Genomic DNA, 17,415 nt, shown 5'->3' with positions numbered 1-17,415 from the left:
GGAAGACCGGACAAGAGCAAACAGCACCGCATCATCACGCAATTCACGCGAAAAATATCGGAGGTATCATCATGAAATGGTTCAACAATTTCAAGGTTGGCACGAAGCTCATAGCAGGATTCGTCTCGGTGGCCATGATCGCCGCCATTATCGGCTTCATCGGCATCTGGAAAATTAACCAGGTGGACAATGGGGGGGCCAAGCTCTACGAAAAGATCACCGTTCCCCTGGGCGACCTGGGAAGCATGGCGGTCGCCTTCCAGCGAGTCCGGATCAATATGCGCGACGCAGTGGAAACGAAGGACCCGTCACAACGGCAAGGCTATGTGGAGAACATCACCAAGCTTCGCCAGACCATAACCGAAAGAGGGGAAAGATTCGAAAAAACCATTCTGACCGATGAGGGAAGGAAACTTTACAACGAATTCAAGGAAGCCAGGAAGATCTATGGGGTACTGATCGATAAGGTGCTGCAGCTCAATGAGGCCGGCAGGAACGCCGAAGCGGTTGCGCTCATGCATGGCGACGCCAAGAAAGCGGCTTTTCACGAGCAGGAGATACTGGACAAGCTGACGGAATCAAAGGAGAAGCAGGCCAAGCTGACAGCGGAGAATAACAATGCCGTTTCCGCGGCGGCCTCGCGGCTCATGACCACCCTCGCGGTGATCGGCGTGATTCTGGCCGTCGGCCTCGGTCTCTTCATCTCCCGGATGATCACCACCCCGTTGGGCAAGGCGGTCGAGGTCGCCAACCGATTGGCCGATGGCGACCTGACGGTTAACGTCGTCGCAACGTCGCGGGACGAGACCGGGCAACTCCTCTCCGCCATGGAAAACATGGTGCGGAGCCTTCGTGACATGGTCACCCAGACCGTCACCATCTCCACCGGCATCGCTGCCGCCTCCTCCCAGCTCCATGCCACGTCCGAGCAGATCGCCACCGGCGCGGAGGAAGTTGCCTCCCAGAGCGGCACCGTGGCCACGGCCAGCGAGGAGATGGCCGCCACCAGCTCGGACATAGCCCGCAACTGCGGTGCCGCGGCCGAGGCGTCCATGCAGTCCACCGCATCGGCCACCGCCGGCGCCAGAGTCGTCCAGGAAACCATAACCGGCATGGGGGTCATCGCCAACCGGGTGCGCCAGACATCGAAGACGGTCGAGGCCTTGGGTACCCGTTCGGAAGAGATCGGCGAAATCGTCGGCACCATCGAGGACATTGCCGACCAGACGAACCTCCTGGCCCTGAACGCCGCCATCGAAGCGGCCAGGGCCGGGGAGCAGGGGCGCGGCTTCGCCGTGGTCGCCGACGAGGTGCGGGCCCTGGCGGAGCGGACCACCAAGGCCACCAAGGAAATCGGTGCCATGATAAAGGCGATCCAGGGCGAGACCCGGGAAGCGGTGCGCGCCATGGACGAGGGGGTTCAGGAGGCCGAAAAGGGTGCCGTATCGGCCCATAAATCGGGAGAAGCGCTGGAAGAAATCCTCAGCCGCATCAACGAGGTGGCCATGCAGGTGAGTCAGATCGCCACGGCGGCCGAGCAGCAGACCGCCACCACCAGCGAGGTGACCACCAACATCCAGCAGATCACCGAGGTGGTGCACCAGACAGCCAATGGGGCCGAGGAAACGGCTGGAGCGGCAGCCCAGCTCGCCCGGCAGGCCACCGAGCTGCAGACCCTCGTGGGGCGGTTCACTCTGGCGAGAGGTGGCGGGATTATCCCAGCCGGATCATGATCGCCCCGGCGAGGATCACCAGCGCCGCGCCGAGGCGAATCCGGCCGCACGATTCGCCGAGGAAGAGGATGCCGATGAGCACCCCCATGAGGATGCTCACCTGCCGCACCGGCACGGCGTAGCTCATGGGGGAGAGGTTCAGGCCATAGCGGAAGGTGAGAAACGACGCCATCATCACCGGGCCGCTTACGAGGATGAGCGGCCAGTGCTCACGGAACTCCTCAACGATGAGGGGGCGGTAGCAGGGACGGAGAAGATTGACCGACATGAGCCCCAGCATGATGAGGACGAGGAAGTAGGTGAAGTAGAGGGGGGTGTAGTCCCGCACCCCCACCTTCTCGGCGATGGAGCCGAGGGAGTAGATGAAACCCGCCGTCAGGGCGTTCCGCACCGTCGGGGAACCGAGATTGCGGAAGGGGCGGAGGAACTCGTCCAGCGAGAGGCGCTCCATCTGCACCGAGAAGGCTCCCAGGACCACCAGGAGAATGCCGGCGATCCCCGGCATGGTCAGCCGCTCCCCCAGGATGCTCATCCCCCATATGGGGACGTAGACCATGGAGGTCTGGGAGAGGGGGTAAACCACCGACAGGTCCCCCCCCCGGTAGGCGCGGCCGTTGAAGAGGTGGTAAAGGACGAAGCAGACCGCCCCGGCCGTCGCCAGGAGAAGGGTTGTCGGATCGGGCCACCGGAACCGCTCCGGCAGGAGCGGTATCGAGAGGGTGAAGAGGGTGCTGGAGGCGACGAACATCCACCAGATGAAGACGGTCTTGTGCCGGCTCCGCTTCACCAGGAGGTTCCAGAGGGCGTGCATCACGGCGGAGATGACGATGAGGGTAAAGGCTAGAGTGCTCACCGGTGAAGTATAGCGAAACTAAAATTTTAGCGATACTAAAAAATCTACAGACTAGCTGCACTCCTTAAATAGTCACTCAACCGGCACCCATATCTCGGTGCGGAGATTTTCGGGCTTGGTGCGGCGCGGGTCGCGGTTGAGATAGAGCTCGAAGCAGGGGGCATCCCGCAGCTTTTCGCCGCTTTCCGGGAGCCAGCGGGAGAAAATCGACCGGTAGGTCTGGGCGAACCCCTCGTAAGGCCCCTTGTGGAGAAAGACGGCATAGCGCCCTCCGGCGATGGTCTTCACCCCCACCTCCCCTTCCGGCTTCACGTCGCCGGTGAAGATGATGCAGGCATCATAACGGATGCTCTCCTCGGGGGTAACGGACGGATCGTCGTGGGAAATGCCGATAAGGAGGGTATCCTTGGTCATGAGGCGCCGGGAGTAGGCGAACTTCATGAGCACCTCCCACGCCCCGGCGACAGCCGCTCCGTAGGGTCCTGTGCTCCGTGCGAACAGCACCCTCGTTTCCGGAAACTTCCGCATATCCGCCTCGATCGGCATCGTCTCTTCCGCCGCTGTCACCCCTTCCGTTCCTTCCCGCTCCAGACATCTTTCCATGGTCCTCTCCTTTCGGTAGTCGGTGGGACTCACGCCGAAGCGCTCGCGGAACGCCCTCGTGAAGGCGGCAGGCGTTTCGTAGCCGGCCTGCAGGGCAACCCCGGTGACGTTCTCCTCTCCGTGGGCAAGCCGCATCGCCCCGCGCTCCAAACGAAGCCGCCGCACGTATCCATGGATGGTCTCCCCCACATGGGCTGCGAAGAGCCTGTGAAAGTGGAACGGCGAGAAGCAGGCGATCGCGGCCAGGGTCTCAAGGGAGAGTGGTTCGTCCAGGTGCTGCTCGATATGGAGCAGGACCCGCCTAATCCGCTGCCGGTGGTCGTCAAGGGTTATGTCGCGTCGTGGCATGGCGTGACCTCCGGGACAATAACTACCATGAAGGGAAAAATTGCCGCTATTCCGATCTTGCGTTTTTCGACACCTCCATCACCCACCCATGCAGTATTTCACACTTCCCGCCACATGGATGACTGTCGTATTGAGGAAGGGGGCACGTCCAGTCGCCACCTATCCCTTTTCAAGAACTCTTATCCATTCAGCGGCATTCATCACCGTGGCGAACATGAGCTGCTGGGTCACCAGCACCGCCCGGTGAAGCTCCTCGGCGGTGACGGAACCGGCGTTGTTTGTAAACGCCAGCGTCCCCGTGGCATCGGAGAGAAATTCCACGGCGAAGCCCCGGTGGAACGCCTCGCGGGAAGTGGTGTCGCAGCACATCTGGGTCATGTAGCCGCTGATGACCACGGTGCCGATTCCGCGCTCCCGAAGCCAGGTCTCCAATTCCGTGTTCGTGAAGCTCCCCGGCAGCTGCTTCTCCAGCAGCAGCTCATGGGGGCGCCGGGCCACATCGGGGTGAAGGTCCCAGGCCGACGTTCCCGGCTGGAAACTCCCTGCACCGGGTCGGCTGGACGAATGGCGGACGACGACCACCGGAATTCCGTTCACCGCGGCGGCATCCATCGCCGCGAGGATGTTGGCGAAGCTCCCCGCCGGATGGGTCACCGGCAGCGCGCCGGTGAAGTATTCGTTCTGCACATCGATGACCAGCAATGCCTTTTTCATGAATTCTCTTCCTTTCCTCTTCGTGAATCTGTGACGGATGCCACACCGACGGAGCGACTGTGCCCGAGCACCAGCCGCTGTAGGCGAAATGGAGCGGCCACCGGCCTGATTGCCTGAACCCGCCAGGGCGAGTTTCAGGCCGGTAGCGAAATGAACCGTACAGCGGCAGTGCGAAAGGCACGCGGAGCGAAGTGGGGTGGCATCCGTCACAGATTCAGGTTCACATATCGCTTATCACTCTCCCGAAGGCCTCGACCTGGTCCCAGTCGGTGAATTCCACGACGGCTTTGGGGTCGGTCGGCCCCTTGGTCATCCACATGATCAGCCGTATCATCAGGCGATCGATAAACCGGTAGCTCGGATAATCTATCTTTCCGGCGAAGACTGCCAGCCTTCTCGGTTTCCACTCTATTCGATTGAGGAATTTCTGCAGGTAGGGATTGTGCTCGGGGTTGCTCTTCTCGGGTTTGCGCGCAACGACATTCACCGAAAAAAAAGCGTTCGGCCTGCTCTCCAGCAATGGCCGGTTCTTCTCGATGAAGTCGACAATCAGCGGGTTGTGTTTCCCATAGCGGATGCTGGCTCCGATGACGAATTTATCGAAGGCTGTCACATCAATGCGCGGTGCATCCTGAATGGGAACGAGTGTTACATGGTGCGCCTGCTGCTCGATGACCGCTTGCAGTCGCTGGCATATTCTTCTGGTTTGGCCGTCCGTGGTTGCATAGATGATGAGAATGTTTGCCATTATCGGAAGAAGTTTCCTCTCGGGATATAGTCCAACAGCGTGAAGGTGTGTTGCTGCGCGCCCGGCCAGGGCCGTGTCCCTGGCTGTTGCGGCTAGAATTTACTCCGGTCACCGCCCGAGGAACGCTCCAGTTTTTTCTCGCGGACTCGCCGGTCTTCAACCGCCGCCTTTTCCGCAAGCTTGTCGTCAACGTACAGGACGACCACCTCTCCGCCCATCATTTTCCAGTGCGATTCCATCGTTACCGTGTCGCCGCCCCCCTTCCAGCTGCGGCGCTTGACATCACGCACCTTGTCGACCAGTCCTCCGATCATGCTTTCCGCTGCAGGCTCACCCTGGTCCTTGTATTTGGTATCGAGTTGCCGGGCAATGGTATCAGCCAAAACATCCATATCCGCCTTTTCCGAAGACAGGGGCAGCACTACCGTCACACGCAGCGTGTGGAGTACTCGACTCAAGGGCGCAAACGAAAACAGTATTTTCGCATCATACCCCATGAGTTTGGTGTCGCATTGGTATTCAACCTTTACGGCCAACTCCTCGGGTTCCTTTTTTGAAAATAACCCGCCACCCGCCAACTTGACGGAAACATCCTTCTTTTTCCCAACCTCAATGACCCGGTCAGGTTTCATGCCTGATTTCCACACATCGAATACGAATGCATCCGCCGATGCAGAGGCAATCAGCAGGAGTCCTAAAGCCGGGATTATGCGTTTGGTTGCTGCCATGTGGGTCATATGGTTCCTCCTGATTCGGTGACAGATGCCGCGTTTCAGCACCGTCACACCTCGATCCTGAATTCGGCGCCGTCGGCCGTGTTGCACACCGTCAGCTTACCCCCCATGTTGTTCTCGATGATCGTCTTCGCCATGAACAGCCCCACCCCCGACCCCTGATGGGGCCCCTTGGTGGTGAAGTAGGGATTAAAAATCTTGTCCATGATCTCTTCCGGGATACCGCCGGCATTGTCGGCAATGGTCACGACCGCCTTCCGGCCTTCGGCGCCGATGGCGATGGTGATCTTCGGGTGCTGCACGCCCCTCTCCGTCAGGGCATCCCTGGCGTTGATCAGGATGTTGAGAAGCGCCTGGGCGAATTCGTTCTCATAGCCGGTGATGACCACATCATCCAGCACCTTCAGCTCAACGTCGATCTGCTGGTGACGTAGATTGTCCCCGATGAGCGACAGGGACCGGGCGATTGTCTCGCGCCCGCTGAAATCGATCAGAGCCTTGTCCGGCTTGAAATAGTTCCTGAAATCATCGATGGTCTTGGACATGTACTGGATAAGCTCCATCGACCGGTTGACCGCCTGCTCCAGAAATTCCCTGCTGAGCTCGCCAAGATCGTAGAGCAGAGGCAGTTGCTGGATGGTTATCCCCAGGGTGTTCAGGGGTTGCCGCCACTGGTGGGCGATATTGCCGATCATCTCACCCATGGCTGCCTGACGCCCCTGCACCAGCAGCATCCGGTCCTTTTCCCGCAACTGCGCCGTCCGTTCGGCGACCCGCTGTTCCAGAATTTCGTTGAGCTTCCTCAGCTCCTCTTCGGCCTGCGTGCGCTCGATGAGGTCGGTGACCTGCCGGGCCAGCAGGTCCAACCGCCACAGGTCGTGCTCATCGGGCACGTGCGGCGAGTCCCACTGCGTGGTGAGAACGCCGAGCAGCCGGCCGGCGCGGGTGAAGAGCGGAGTGGATTGCACCGCGCGCACCCCGGCCGCGCGCAGCACCGGCAATGACGGCGTGCCGGCGAACAGCGGGTTATCCTCAACATCGCGTATCACCACCCGTTCGCCGCACTGCATCGCCTCGCCGCACACGGAGGCGACATTTTCGGCAGCCATGAAGAAATCCAGGAAGGGCCGCTCGTGGCCGTGATGCGCAACGATGCGCAGCGTATCGGCCTCGAGCAATTGCAGCGTCCCCTTGGCCGCGCCGACGATGCTTACCGCCGCGTCCATCGCCTCCTGGAGGAGCGGCTGGAACCCCGCGGTTTCCAGCAGTCTGCCGCTCAACTCGTGCATGCGCGTAAGGGCGGCCAAGTCCGCCTTCAATTCCTTCTCCGCCTTGCGCCGCAGCATGGCGACAGCCACATGGTCGGCGACGGTTTTCATCAGTTCCAGGTCGTCGCTGCTGAACGAATCCCTGTCGGTCGCCCCGAAGGATAGAGTCCCAATGGCTTCGTTGGCCGGCCCCAGTAGCGGATGGCAGGCATAGGCGCGGACGCCGAGGCTTCGGACCAGCGAACTGCGCGGATCATCGCTGGACCCGAGACGTTCCGCATGGACCCGGCAGCAGTTCTGGGCGGCCGTGCCGCAGAGAGAGGCGGAAAGTTCCAGATCATCCACAAGCCGCGCCACCCGCTGGTCCACGCCACCGCAGGCGTTGAACTTGAGCCTCCCGGTGTGCGGATTAAGGAGGTAGTTGAAAAAGACCGCGCAGTGCAGGAACTCCCGAACCTCATTGCATAATTGCTCGACCACGTCCTGGGGATCGACGGCGGTCAGCAGGGCGCTGATGGTGCGTGACAACAGTTCCGAACGTTCCTCGCTCTTGCGCAGCGCCTCCTCGGTTTTCCTGCGTTGGGTAATGTCGGTTTTAGCGTCCACAGTCATGGTCAAAAACCTTTACGCCAGTCCGACGGCAGACAGCCGGGACTGTAGCCGGTGCAGCCGCGCAACGGCGGATGGGATGGCTCTACGGGCGAAGGGGCACGATGAACAGCTTTTCATTCAAACAATAATAAAGTGGTACCCTTGAGAGTCAAGGTGCTCCGTGTTCTCCGTTTCTCCGTATTATGCAGTGTTTATCCCGGATTCATCTGCCAGTTCCCGCGCCGCCATTGACACAAAATGGCCAATCAATTACTGTCGCCAGTGCCGGCACGGACACCAACCGCGGCATACGAAGGAGCGAGTCATGTGGCAGGAACTCTTGGATGAAGTCAGGGACCAGCAGGCGCTGTTCGACGTTGCCGTCAGGGAGTGGGTTGCCGGATACGCCCTGAAAAAGGGGACGCTTCACTGCGGCCGGGGATGCCATGCCTGCTGCAGCCTGGCGGTGAACTGCACCTTCACCGAGGCTCTTGCCGTCTCCACGGCCCTTGCCGACCGCCATGCCGCGGCCCTTGCACATCATGCGGCAGCGATCCGGGCCGCCGCCTTTGCCGCCCCCGATTTCCCGTCGTTTCTCCGGGCGCGCCGTGCTCTGGGCGATTGCCCCTTTCTCGATGACGACGGCGCCTGCGGCGTCTATGGCCGGCGCCCCTTTTCCTGCCGCTCCCTCCTCTCCACGAAGGAGAGCCGCTGGTGCGGAGCCGACTTCGCAACCCTTTCCCGGGAAGAAAAACGGGCCTTCATGGAGAGCCTTGACCAGACCGTGACGGCCTTTCCCATGCACTACGTGAAGGCCACCCAGGACATGGGGCAGGAGTTCGAGGAGCGCAGCGCCGGCCGCATGATCGAGGCGTTCGGCTTCAGCCTCTACGGGAACCTCCCGGCCCTGGTCTTTCTGGAGCGGGAGCATAGGCTGAGCGAGGCGGCCGCCACGGGGAGGGATGCGGTGCGAGAAGTGGTGGAGCGAGCGGGGTACAGTCACCCCTTCCTCGTGTCATTTCTCCCCTGATCTCTGCCGGACCAGTTGCCTGATCTCCTCGTGCCGGTAGCAGGAGGTCACATGGTCATTCACCATCCCCACGGCCTGCATGAACGCGTAGCAGATGGTCGACCCCACGAAATTGAAGCCCCTCTTTTTGAGATCCTTGCCCATGGCATCGGACTGCTCCGTCCGGGCCGGCACCTCGGCCTGGGAGCGCCAGCCGTTCTGCCGGGGCCGGTGATCCACGAAGCGCCAGAGGTACGCATCCAGCGACCCGAACTCATCCCTGATTTTGAGGACTCCCTTGGCGTTCCTGATGGCCGACTCGATCTTCAGTCGGTTCCGCACGATTCCCGCATCGGCAAGGAGGCGCTGCACGTCCGGCTCGGACCAGGCAGCGACCGTTTCCACATCGAAATTGGCGAAGGCCCGGCGGTACGCCTCGCGCTTGCGGAGAATCGTCAGCCACGAGAGCCCTGCCTGGGCACCCTCAAGGATCAGCATCTCGAAGAGGTGCCGGTCGTCGTTAACCGGCACGCCCCACTCGTCATCGTGGTAGGCGATGTAGAGGGGGTCGGTGCCGGCCCATGCGCATCTGTTTTTCATGTCAGGCTCCGGCGTAATGGGGTAACGCCGCGGGGCTTCAAGGGGATTCATCGCGGCTTGCGGCAGATCAACTGTATCGGGTGGGTACGGCCTTCTTCGATGTTCCGCGCGGCATTCTGCATCTTCTGCACCATGGTTTCGCCCATGAAGAGATGTAACCCCAACGGCGGCAAGGCGCCTTTTTCGGCCCTTTCGATCACCTTCCTGTAACCGATGACACACTTGGTCCCGGTATCCTCAATGGCGATGGCTTCGAACCCGGTCTTTTCAAGAATCGCCCGGGTTTCGGCTGGCGCGACCAGATAGGCGCCGGTGCCATCCTCCGACCAGGGGACGGGATAGAGGGGATTCCCTTCCGGACCCAAACCGTGCTCGGAAAGCGCGAAGAAGGCGCCGGGCTTCAGCACCCGATATGCCTCCGCGAAAAATCCAGCGCGATCCGCCACGTTCATGGTGACGTCCTGCGTATAGGCGCCATCGAAGCGCGAATCCGGATACGGCAGGCGCTGGCCGTTGCCATGGGCAATCGTCACCTGCCGTTCCATCTGGAGAAGCGCCGTCAGCTTGTTGGCCGCCTCCACGAACGGCTCGGTGATGTCGATGCCGCTCACCCGGCACTGGAACCGTTTCGCCATGTACCGGGCCGGACCGCCCAGTCCGCAGCCGATGTCCAGGATCTGCTCGCCAGGATTGATCCGGAGCCAGTCGGCAAACTCCACGGTTGCGGGAAAGCCCCGGGAATGGAAATGGTCCACCGGCGCCAGCTCTTCAACGGTCAAGCCTTCCAGAGGCTTCGACATTCTGTTCAAAGCCGACACGATCAGGCCGTACACATCGCCTCTTCCCCAATGGTCTGCTATTGCTTTTGCGTCTGTCATATCGCTCCCGGTCCCCCAAGCGTCAACCCCCGTATAAAGTTGCGGAGGAACTGGTCGCCGCAGGGCTTGTAATTTCGGTGCCCTTTGGCGCGGAACATCGCGGACAATTCTGATTTCGAGATCTGGACGCCGACTTTTGCAAGGAGCGCGAGCATTGCCTCTTCATTCAACTCCAGCGCTATCCTGAGCTTCCTCATGATCAGATTGTTGTTCAACGCCCCTGCCGCTTCCCTGCCCGCATCGGGCTTTTGCTCCTGCGCCCCTCGCCGGGAAATGATCAGGCCATCCAGGAATGCCCCCATCACAGAGTCATCGCAGGCAGCAAAGCCCGGTTCTTCCTCTTTTTTCAGCAGCTTCAGCACATCGATCGGTTTGATGTCATGTCCGCCCAGCGCGCATAATCCGGCAATGGTTTCGCCATTCAGGTTCAGGGCGTAGCGGAGTCTGCGGAGCAGATCGTTATTGGTCATGGTTTGTCCTTTGTGAGAGTCCCGACCGGTGCGGCTGCCGACATTGCGATGCTTCCGACCAGGCGGGTGAAATAATCGGGGACGGGGGTTTCGAAGGTCAGTCGTTTGCCGCTGACAGGGTGGGTGAATGAGAGCGAACGGGCATGCAGCGCCAGGTTGCCATGGGCCTCGCTCCCCTTGCCGTATTTTCTGTCCCCCACGACGGGGTGGCCCATTTCCGACAGGTGCACCCGTATCTGATGCTTGCGTCCGGTAAGGAGGTGGATCTCCAGCAGGCTGAACCCTTTCGCCTCCTTGATGACCGCATACTCCGTATGCGACAGCTTCCCCTGCGCCGCATCAGGGGTTGAATAGACCTTAAGGGCGCTGTTCTCGGCCAGGCAGCTGCTGATCGTCCCTGCCTTCACCGCAAGCCTGCCATGCACAACCGTTAGGTAGCGCTTGTCGGTATCCTGCCAGTGTTCCTGCAGATACATCTTGGCGGCTTCGCTCTTGGCGAGAATCAGGATGCCGGAGGTATCCCGGTCCAGGCGATGGACGATGTAGATCCGGTTTCTGGAGCGGGGATCACCCTTGCGGACGTACTCATTGAGAATGGTATGAACCGTTCGCGACTTGTCCCGGTCCGTCCCTATCGTCAGGAGGCCGCACGGCTTTTCCACCACGATGACATCCTTGTCCTCGTAAAGGACCGTAAGTCCTTTGGGGTGATGTTTGGTTGGCGGGCGTTTGGCGGCAGGCATGGCACTCTTTCTCCGGGATGGAGACGGTTCCCCTTTTAAATCAGTTATTCAGATAATATTCCAGAGTCTCCGGAGAGAAGCCGGACATTTTGTTCGATCCGATGATGATCAATGGCACACCGCGGCCTCCAAGCTCCCTGTGGCGCTCACGGGCGGCACTGTCCTTTTCGATGTCGTAGGCCACGTAGGGGATGCCCTTGCTCTGCAGGTACTTCTCGGCTCGTTTGCAGTAGCCGCACCAGGAGGTCACGTACATCTCCACCGTGCCGGTGAAGCGTTCTTTTTTGGGAGTTGCGGGTTGCGATTCCGCTGCGGCAGCACCCTTGGCACTGCGCTTCGCGGGCGACGGCTGAGCGGGAGGCGCGGGAGCGAAGTCGCTGTCGGTGTAAACCTTCACCTTCTTGCGCTTCTTGGCTGGGGGAGGAGGCGTGTCCGTGATGACCACGGTGCCCTTCCCGTCCACCCACTGGTACATCTCGGCCCCGGCGAGGGAGAAGGAGAGAAGCAGGATGAGGATGGAAAGTACTGTGTTGATCCGCATTGAGCCTCCTGAGGAGTGGAAAGGTTATAGTTGCTGATCCGCTGGAATGAGAGGTTAGCCCGCGGTTTTATAAAGCGCATACGCTGAACTGCCAACGAAACCGACAATAAGCAACCATTTTATTGTGGAAGCTATGCCGGCGGCGAAATAGAGAGATTGGCTGAATGGGCCTGTGCCGAGCAAGAACAGCAAGTGCAAAGAGTTTTCTATCGCATCCGCCGCGGCGGCAAAAGGCAGTGAGAGGGCAAGGAGCGACCTGACCCGTCGTGTATGCCTCTCAAACAGGTTTGTTTCTCGTGATACCAGATAGCCGAGCGCCCCATAGCAAACGAGAAACGGGAAATCTGTGGCAAAGTGGGTCTTGAATATATGGACGCCCGCAGGTTTCCATTCGGCCAGAATCGACGTGAATGCCGATTCGGTAAAAGTCAACTGAATGGCGGGAATGCCAGGTTTCAAGGGCCACGTGTAGACCGCCATCGCTGCAAAGAGTAGTGCTGAGGCTATGGCCACTGCGCGAATGCGTCGCATAGCATTAAGTTCTCCGGGCATAACGGTGCGCGTCCTTAACCCGCGCCGGGGCGTTTCTCATCTCCGGCCGGTGTCCAAGGGCCTGGTTGGAACTCCCTTAGTCATAGAATGCGAATTCCAGAGATGTACACTTGTCCGCCAAGTTTACGACTGAGAAACCCATTTTTGAGGAGTTGAGCACTAATGTTTTTCCTGCTGGGGAGATACTTATCGTTACCATTATTGTTTTTTCTATACCAATCGGTAAAGGCACTGTAAATCTCTTTGAACATGGTTTCAGTATTGGAATCACATTGCTCGCAAATCTGATTCAAGAATGCCTGAAAAAGCTCCTCACCTCTACGAACAGCATCAGTAGTTGCATTCCCCTCTACAACTGTAGCTGTGTCAAATAACAATGAAAGTAGATTGTCCCAATCGCCATTTCCAACTGTACTCGGAAGAATAATGCCAGTTCCGATAGCTTGTTTTCTAACCGCGCTGTAACTCAATAAACTTGTATTAGACAGTTTCATAGTTTTGTTCTTTATGTAAAGGCATGACACTGTGTTTGAAATTCTACTCAGTCCTGTAATACCCAATGATGCCATTAATGTTTTAGCTATTGAATCATCTACTTTTGTCAATTGGCCATATGTTGTGCCATTTGTATCATGTTCACCGCAATATACCGGCAAATCCGATATTTGTGTAAAACTACCGTTAGGTTCGCGCATAAAGACTTTTCTACTGTGGAGGGATACTACCATCCCAAACCTTGCACCCGCTGCATGCATATAGGATTGAAGTTGTAGGATAGAATTATCGTCTATAACTTGCTTAACCTCAATTACAGTCTCCAAATTATTATTGTTGTCTGTGATTGCTATATCTGCACGTTTTTTTGTCACACCCATTTGAACAACGTATTCTTGTAATAACCTGCCATATGGATAATGATAATGGCACCTGAGTTGTATCATGACTAACTGACGAATGACTTCTTCAGGATTTGCTCTCTTTGGCTTATCTGACGGATGAGAAGAAACACGAAAAGTCCCCGTTTCATCTTTCGATATTGCAAGTTCAGCCAACAGCTCTGGTGCGAGAAACCATAAGTTCATATAAAATTCAGCTCCTTAAAAAAACCAACTACATGTTGACCAGCCCCACGCACGCGTGCGCGTGAACCGCTCATCCCCCCGAATGGAACATTTCTATTTCAATTTCTCCGCAGGCAGACCGGGAATCTCCGCCAGCGGCAGCATGGTGATCTTTTCATGGACAGCGTAGCGCACCGCGCCAGGATACACCACCCAGAGATGAGCCAGGGAGAGGTCCGTCAGAGCGCTCTGCATGGATTTGGTGACTTTCGGTGCTTCGTTGAACTTGAACTCCACGCCAAATCGCCTTCCGCCCGAGAAGAAAAGCAGATCCAGCTCCGCTCCACCCTGGGTAGCCCAGAAATAAACCTCTTGCGTGTTCAGAGCCGCCACCACCTGTTCCAGGCAGAACCCTTCCCATGATGCACCGAGCCGTGGATGCGCCCAGAGTTCTCCCATTCCGGGAATATTCAGCAGGCTGTGCAGCAAGCCGGTATCGCGCAGGTAAATCTTGGGTGACTTTATCTGGCGTTTTTTCAGGTTTTCATGCCAGGGCTGCAACTGCCTGACCATATAGGTGCCGGTGAGGATGTCCAGGTAATGGCGCACGGTTTTGTCCGACAGGCCCATGGAGCGACCTAAGTCGGAGGCGTTCCATGTCTGGCCGTGGAGGTGCGACAGCATGGTCCAGAACCGGCGCATGGCCGTGGCGGGAATGGTTATCCCAAGTTGCGGGATATCGCGTTCCAGGAAGGTACGGATGAATCCTTCCCGCCAAGCAAGGCTGTCTGCCTCGCTGCCGGCGAGAAACGAACGGGGAAACCCGCCGCGCAGCCAGAGACGGTCTCGCTCTTCCGGCGATATTTCCGCAAGATTGAACCCGGACAAGTCAACAAACTCGATCCGTCCGGCAAGGGTTTCCGAAATCCTCTTAATGATATGGGGAGACGCGCTACCCAGTACCAGAAAGCGGACAGGCTGCCCCGGACGGTCCGCCAGCACCCGCAGAATGCCGAATAGTTCGGGGACAAGTTGAATTTCATCGATAATTACCAGTCCCGACAGAGAGCCGAGCGCAAGTTCGGGGTTTTGGAGGCGCTGCCGGTCAACGGGCGACTCCATGTCAAAATAGTGTCCTTCCCGCTCTTGGCCGATCAACCGCGCCAGAGTTGTTTTTCCGCATTGGCGCGGGCCGAGCAGGGCGGTGACCGGAGAACGCAGCAGCGCTCGTGAAACGGCTTCACTGTAAAGGGGGCGTGGTATCATGGGGGAAACATATCATTGCAAACTCGGAGCGTCAATCCGAATTTGCAATGTTTGTGGCTGGAGTAAGCCACATCCCGCCGCAAAACATTCACCCTCCTCCCCGCATCGAGCACAACCCCCTCCGGCACCCGATACCGGGCAAGAAACTCCCGCACTTCCCGCCGGTAATCCTCCGGCTTCTGCCCGAAGCCGGGAAGTTTCGTGGCGATGAAGTCATCCTCGTCGGCAAATAGGAACTGAACTTTGAAGATAATCGTCTCCCCCACGATCCAGCCGCAGAGCCCGTGCATGGCCCGGATGGCGGCCTCCCGGCCGGGGCGCTCGTCGCCGCTGCCGGCGCCGAAGCGCTCCTTGGCCTCGGTGAAGGAGCCGCCGTCCCCCGGCTCCACCACGACGATGACGCCCCCATCCCGCAGGAGGCCGGCGGCGGCGCGAAGGCTTTCGTTCATCCGATCGAGGGGAACATGGTGAAGGGAGAGGGTGTAGATGACCACGTCAAAGGAAGCGGGGGGAAAGTCGAGGATGCCGTCGGGCATGGGAAGGAAGCGTACGTTGGGGGCGGGGACGGCGGAGCGGGCCTTTGCCAGGGCGGCTTCGTCGGGGTCCACAGCCACCACCCGGAGGGCGTGGCGGGCCAGGTCCCGGGTGATGCGGCCGGTGCCGCACCCCACTTCAAGGACCTCTTTCCCCGTCAGGTCGCAGTGGGCGGTGATGGTGCGGATGTACTCGTCGGTCGGGTCCTGAAGCACGGCAATCCCTCCATCCGCACACCTTTTACACAAAAATTACAGCGGGGCAATTTGCCGGCGGGTACAATTGAACTCCAAACCGATCCCACCGGACCGGGAACCCATGGATCACGGAGGATCCCATGAACGTTCTCCTCGTCTACCCCCGCTACCCCGATTCCTTCTGGAGCTTCAGCCACGCCCTGAAATTCGTCGGCAAGAAGGCGGCGTTTCCGCCTCTGGGGCTCCTCACCGTTGCCGCCCTCTTCCCCGAGAGCTGGGACACACGCCTCATCGACCAGAACGTCCGGGAGGTCACCGACCAGGACCTCTCCTGGGCCGACATGGTCTTTGTGAGCGCCATGACCATCCAGCGGGACGCGGTGCGGGACATCCTCGCCCGCTGCCGCCGGTTGGGGGTCACCACCGTGGCCGGAGGCCCCCTCTTCACCACTGCTCCCGAGGACTATCCCGAGGCGGACCACCTGGTGCTGGGAGAGGCGGAGTTGACCTTCCCCCCCTTCCTGGACGATCTGGCAACGGGTAGCGCCCAACGCATCTACACCACCGGCGGGCGGGCCGACCTGGCCCTGACCCCGCTTCCCCGGTGGGAGCTTCTCGATATCCGGGACTACGCCGCCATGAACATCCAGTACTCCCGGGGATGTCCCTTCGACTGCGAGTTCTGCGACATCACCCAGCTCTTCGGCCGCAGGCCCCGCACCAAGACCCGGGAGCAGCTGATCGCCGAACTGGACGCCCTCCACACGCGTGGGTGGAAGGGGGGGGTCTTCTTCGTGGACGACAACTTCATCGGCGACCGGAACAAGCTGAAGCGGGAACTCCTCCCCACCATCATAGCCTGGCAGGAGGAGCACGGGCGCCCCTTCTCCTTCTTCACCGAATCCTCCATCGACCTGGCCGACGATTCCCGGCTCATGTCCCTCATGGTGCAAGCCGGGTTCACGGAGGTCTTTGTCGGCATCGAGACCCCCCACGAGGAGGGACTCGACGAGAGCGGCAAGGTGCAGAACCGCAACCGCGACCTCCTGGAGAGCGTCAAACGGATCCAGCGTGCAGGGCTCCAGGTGCAGGGGGGGTTCATCGTCGGCTTCGACAGCGACCCGGCCTCCATCTTCGAGAAGCAGATTCGCTTCATCCAGGAGAGCGGCATCGTCACCGCCATGGTCGGGATGCTCACGGCCCTGCGGGGGACCAAGCTCCACCAGCGCCTGGCCGAGGAGGGGCGGCTTTTGCGGGACGCCTCGGGGAACAACACTGCCATCGCCCTCAACTTCGTCCCCCGGATGCCGGCGGACGCCCTCATCAGCGGCTACCGGCAGATCCTCAAGGGGATCTACGCCCCCCGACCCTACTACCGGCGGGTCATCACCTTCCTCAAGGAGTACCGGACCCCGCCGGGAGGGTTCCAGCCGAACCCGGCACACCTGCGGGCCTTCTTCACCTCGATCCTGTTCCTGGGGGTGCTGGGGAGGGAGCGGTTCCAGTTCTGGAAGCTCTTTGCCTGGTCCCTGGTGCGGCGGCCCCGGCTCTTCCCCCTTGCCATCACCCTGGCCATCTTCGGGTTCCACTTCAGGAAGGTGGCCGAGAGCATCAGCGCCACCGGCATGTTCGAGGGGAAGGAATGTGTAGAGTGAGTTCTGAGCGTCTACGCCACGAGGCGGGTATGGACTTCGCGCTCGATCTTTGAGCCCAACTCCCGTTCGGCGATCTTGAGGTCGTAGCTGGTCTGCAGATTAAGCCAGAACTGGGGTGTCGTGCCGAAGTACCGGGCCAGCCTGAGCGCCGTGTCGGGCGTGACGGCGCGGCGCTCGCGCACAATGTCGTTGATGCGCGGCGCCGGCACCTTGAGTTCGAGCGCCAACGCATGGGCGCTCATCCCCAAGGGGATCAGGAACTCCTCGCGCAGCACTTCACCGGGATGAATGGGGCGCATTCTGTTTATGTGATTCAT

19 protein-coding genes are annotated in these 17,415 nt (G+C 59.6%); 3 read left to right on the top strand and 16 right to left on the bottom strand.

The window, feature by feature from the left end:
- Positions 1-71 precede the first annotated feature (71 nt).
- Complete coding sequence (locus KI811_RS12925) at positions 72-1,733, top strand: methyl-accepting chemotaxis protein (RefSeq protein WP_214186894.1); 1,662 nt, start codon at positions 72-74, stop codon at positions 1,731-1,733.
- Here the strand turns inward: KI811_RS12925 and KI811_RS18910 are convergent.
- From KI811_RS18910 to KI811_RS12895, 6 genes are all read right to left on the bottom strand, one after another.
- Positions 1,714-2,586: an EamA family transporter gene (locus KI811_RS18910; RefSeq protein WP_214186893.1), complete on the bottom strand. Its 873-nt coding sequence runs from the start codon at positions 2,584-2,586 to the stop codon at positions 1,714-1,716. The two genes, KI811_RS12925 and KI811_RS18910, sit on opposite strands and share 20 nt — an antisense overlap.
- Positions 2,587-2,658: 72 nt before the next feature.
- Positions 2,659-3,537 (bottom strand): AraC family transcriptional regulator, encoded by an 879-nt coding sequence (locus KI811_RS12915; protein ID WP_214186892.1) that lies wholly within the window; start codon positions 3,535-3,537, stop codon positions 2,659-2,661.
- Positions 3,538-3,696: 159 nt separating this feature from the next.
- On the bottom strand, positions 3,697-4,251 hold the full coding sequence (locus KI811_RS12910) for a cysteine hydrolase family protein (RefSeq protein WP_214186891.1): 555 nt from the start codon (positions 4,249-4,251) through the stop codon (positions 3,697-3,699).
- 220 nt (positions 4,252-4,471) lie between these two features.
- On the bottom strand, positions 4,472-4,999 hold the full coding sequence (hemG, locus tag KI811_RS12905) for a menaquinone-dependent protoporphyrinogen IX dehydrogenase (protein WP_214186890.1): 528 nt from the start codon (positions 4,997-4,999) through the stop codon (positions 4,472-4,474).
- Positions 5,000-5,091: 92 nt separating this feature from the next.
- Complete coding sequence (locus KI811_RS12900) at positions 5,092-5,736, bottom strand: hypothetical protein (RefSeq protein ID WP_214186889.1); 645 nt, start codon at positions 5,734-5,736, stop codon at positions 5,092-5,094.
- A 44-nt stretch (positions 5,737-5,780) separates the two neighbouring features.
- Positions 5,781-7,613: a GAF domain-containing sensor histidine kinase gene (locus tag KI811_RS12895; RefSeq protein WP_246551741.1), complete on the bottom strand. Its 1,833-nt coding sequence runs from the start codon at positions 7,611-7,613 to the stop codon at positions 5,781-5,783.
- A 304-nt stretch (positions 7,614-7,917) separates the two neighbouring features.
- Here KI811_RS12895 and KI811_RS12890 point away from each other — a divergent pair, with 304 nt between their 5' ends.
- Entirely contained in the window at positions 7,918-8,622 is a 705-nt protein-coding gene (locus KI811_RS12890) for a YkgJ family cysteine cluster protein (protein WP_214186888.1), read from the top strand.
- Here the strand turns inward: KI811_RS12890 and KI811_RS12885 are convergent.
- The 9 genes from KI811_RS12885 to KI811_RS12845 all read right to left on the bottom strand — a co-directional run bounded on the left by KI811_RS12885 (position 8,608) and on the right by KI811_RS12845 (position 15,461).
- Positions 8,608-9,201: a DNA-3-methyladenine glycosylase I gene (locus tag KI811_RS12885; protein ID WP_214186887.1), complete on the bottom strand. Its 594-nt coding sequence runs from the start codon at positions 9,199-9,201 to the stop codon at positions 8,608-8,610. The two genes, KI811_RS12890 and KI811_RS12885, sit on opposite strands and share 15 nt — an antisense overlap.
- Positions 9,202-9,248: 47 nt before the next feature.
- Positions 9,249-10,034: a class I SAM-dependent methyltransferase gene (locus KI811_RS12880; RefSeq protein ID WP_343213604.1), complete on the bottom strand. Its 786-nt coding sequence runs from the start codon at positions 10,032-10,034 to the stop codon at positions 9,249-9,251.
- A 41-nt stretch (positions 10,035-10,075) separates the two neighbouring features.
- The gene (locus KI811_RS12875) at positions 10,076-10,549 is read right to left on the bottom strand and encodes a YehS family protein (RefSeq protein ID WP_214186885.1); all 474 of its coding nucleotides are present in this window, start codon (positions 10,547-10,549) and stop codon (positions 10,076-10,078) included.
- Positions 10,546-11,292, bottom strand: a complete 747-nt coding sequence (locus KI811_RS12870) for an RluA family pseudouridine synthase (protein ID WP_214186884.1) — start codon at positions 11,290-11,292, stop codon at positions 10,546-10,548. The genes KI811_RS12875 and KI811_RS12870 overlap by 4 nt, the downstream gene beginning before the upstream one ends.
- 40 nt (positions 11,293-11,332) lie before the next feature.
- Positions 11,333-11,833 carry a DUF4124 domain-containing protein gene (locus tag KI811_RS12865; protein WP_214186883.1) on the bottom strand — a complete coding sequence of 167 codons (501 nt, stop codon included), beginning with the start codon at positions 11,831-11,833 and terminating at the stop codon, positions 11,333-11,335.
- A 54-nt stretch (positions 11,834-11,887) separates the two neighbouring features.
- The gene (locus KI811_RS12860; RefSeq protein ID WP_214186882.1) at positions 11,888-12,364 is read right to left on the bottom strand and encodes a hypothetical protein; all 477 of its coding nucleotides are present in this window, start codon (positions 12,362-12,364) and stop codon (positions 11,888-11,890) included.
- A 101-nt stretch (positions 12,365-12,465) separates the two neighbouring features.
- Positions 12,466-13,467, bottom strand: a complete 1,002-nt coding sequence (locus tag KI811_RS12855; protein WP_214186881.1) for a type I restriction enzyme HsdR N-terminal domain-containing protein — start codon at positions 13,465-13,467, stop codon at positions 12,466-12,468.
- 93 nt (positions 13,468-13,560) lie between these two features.
- Positions 13,561-14,712 (bottom strand): ATP-binding protein, encoded by a 1,152-nt coding sequence (locus KI811_RS12850; RefSeq protein WP_214186880.1) that lies wholly within the window; start codon positions 14,710-14,712, stop codon positions 13,561-13,563.
- Entirely contained in the window at positions 14,709-15,461 is a 753-nt protein-coding gene (locus tag KI811_RS12845; RefSeq protein WP_214186879.1) for a class I SAM-dependent methyltransferase, read from the bottom strand. Before KI811_RS12845 ends, KI811_RS12850 begins: the two co-directional genes overlap by 4 nt.
- Positions 15,462-15,583: 122 nt before the next feature.
- Here KI811_RS12845 and KI811_RS12840 point away from each other — a divergent pair, with 122 nt between their 5' ends.
- The gene (locus KI811_RS12840) at positions 15,584-17,098 is read left to right on the top strand and encodes a B12-binding domain-containing radical SAM protein (RefSeq protein WP_214186878.1); all 1,515 of its coding nucleotides are present in this window, start codon (positions 15,584-15,586) and stop codon (positions 17,096-17,098) included.
- Positions 17,099-17,109: 11 nt separating this feature from the next.
- Here KI811_RS12840 and KI811_RS12835 read toward each other — a convergent pair whose 3' ends face one another.
- Positions 17,110-17,415 carry a HigA family addiction module antitoxin gene (locus tag KI811_RS12835; protein ID WP_214186877.1) on the bottom strand — a complete coding sequence of 102 codons (306 nt, stop codon included), beginning with the start codon at positions 17,413-17,415 and terminating at the stop codon, positions 17,110-17,112.

Origin of the sequence: Geobacter hydrogenophilus (assembly GCF_018501225.1) — a bacterium.
GTDB classification, from domain to species: Bacteria; Desulfobacterota; Desulfuromonadia; order Geobacterales; family Geobacteraceae; genus Geobacter; species Geobacter hydrogenophilus.
The sequence above is the reverse complement of the archived record's forward strand: the minus strand, read 5'-3'. Positions and strand labels throughout refer to the sequence as shown.

Bases quoted from the DNA above. Each gene is read 5' to 3' on its own strand.
- KI811_RS12925 (WP_214186894.1), top strand. From the start codon at position 72: ATGAAATGGTTCAACAATTTCAAGGTTGGCACGAAGCTCATAGCAGGA.
- KI811_RS12915 (WP_214186892.1), bottom strand. From the start codon at position 3,537: ATGCCACGACGCGACATAACCCTTGACGACCACCGGCAGCGGATTAGG.
- KI811_RS12910 (WP_214186891.1), bottom strand. From the start codon at position 4,251: ATGAAAAAGGCATTGCTGGTCATCGATGTGCAGAACGAATACTTCACC.
- hemG (WP_214186890.1), bottom strand. From the start codon at position 4,999: ATGGCAAACATTCTCATCATCTATGCAACCACGGACGGCCAAACCAGA.
- KI811_RS12900 (WP_214186889.1), bottom strand. From the start codon at position 5,736: ATGACCCACATGGCAGCAACCAAACGCATAATCCCGGCTTTAGGACTC.
- KI811_RS12895 (WP_246551741.1), bottom strand. From the start codon at position 7,613: ATGACTGTGGACGCTAAAACCGACATTACCCAACGCAGGAAAACCGAG.
- KI811_RS12890 (WP_214186888.1), top strand. From the start codon at position 7,918: ATGTGGCAGGAACTCTTGGATGAAGTCAGGGACCAGCAGGCGCTGTTC.
- KI811_RS12885 (WP_214186887.1), bottom strand. From the start codon at position 9,201: ATGAAAAACAGATGCGCATGGGCCGGCACCGACCCCCTCTACATCGCC.
- KI811_RS12875 (WP_214186885.1), bottom strand. From the start codon at position 10,549: ATGACCAATAACGATCTGCTCCGCAGACTCCGCTACGCCCTGAACCTG.
- KI811_RS12870 (WP_214186884.1), bottom strand. From the start codon at position 11,292: ATGCCTGCCGCCAAACGCCCGCCAACCAAACATCACCCCAAAGGACTT.
- KI811_RS12865 (WP_214186883.1), bottom strand. From the start codon at position 11,833: ATGCGGATCAACACAGTACTTTCCATCCTCATCCTGCTTCTCTCCTTC.
- KI811_RS12860 (WP_214186882.1), bottom strand. From the start codon at position 12,364: ATGCGACGCATTCGCGCAGTGGCCATAGCCTCAGCACTACTCTTTGCA.
- KI811_RS12855 (WP_214186881.1), bottom strand. From the start codon at position 13,467: ATGAACTTATGGTTTCTCGCACCAGAGCTGTTGGCTGAACTTGCAATA.
- KI811_RS12850 (WP_214186880.1), bottom strand. From the start codon at position 14,712: ATGATACCACGCCCCCTTTACAGTGAAGCCGTTTCACGAGCGCTGCTG.
- KI811_RS12840 (WP_214186878.1), top strand. From the start codon at position 15,584: ATGAACGTTCTCCTCGTCTACCCCCGCTACCCCGATTCCTTCTGGAGC.
- KI811_RS12835 (WP_214186877.1), bottom strand. From the start codon at position 17,415: ATGAATCACATAAACAGAATGCGCCCCATTCATCCCGGTGAAGTGCTG.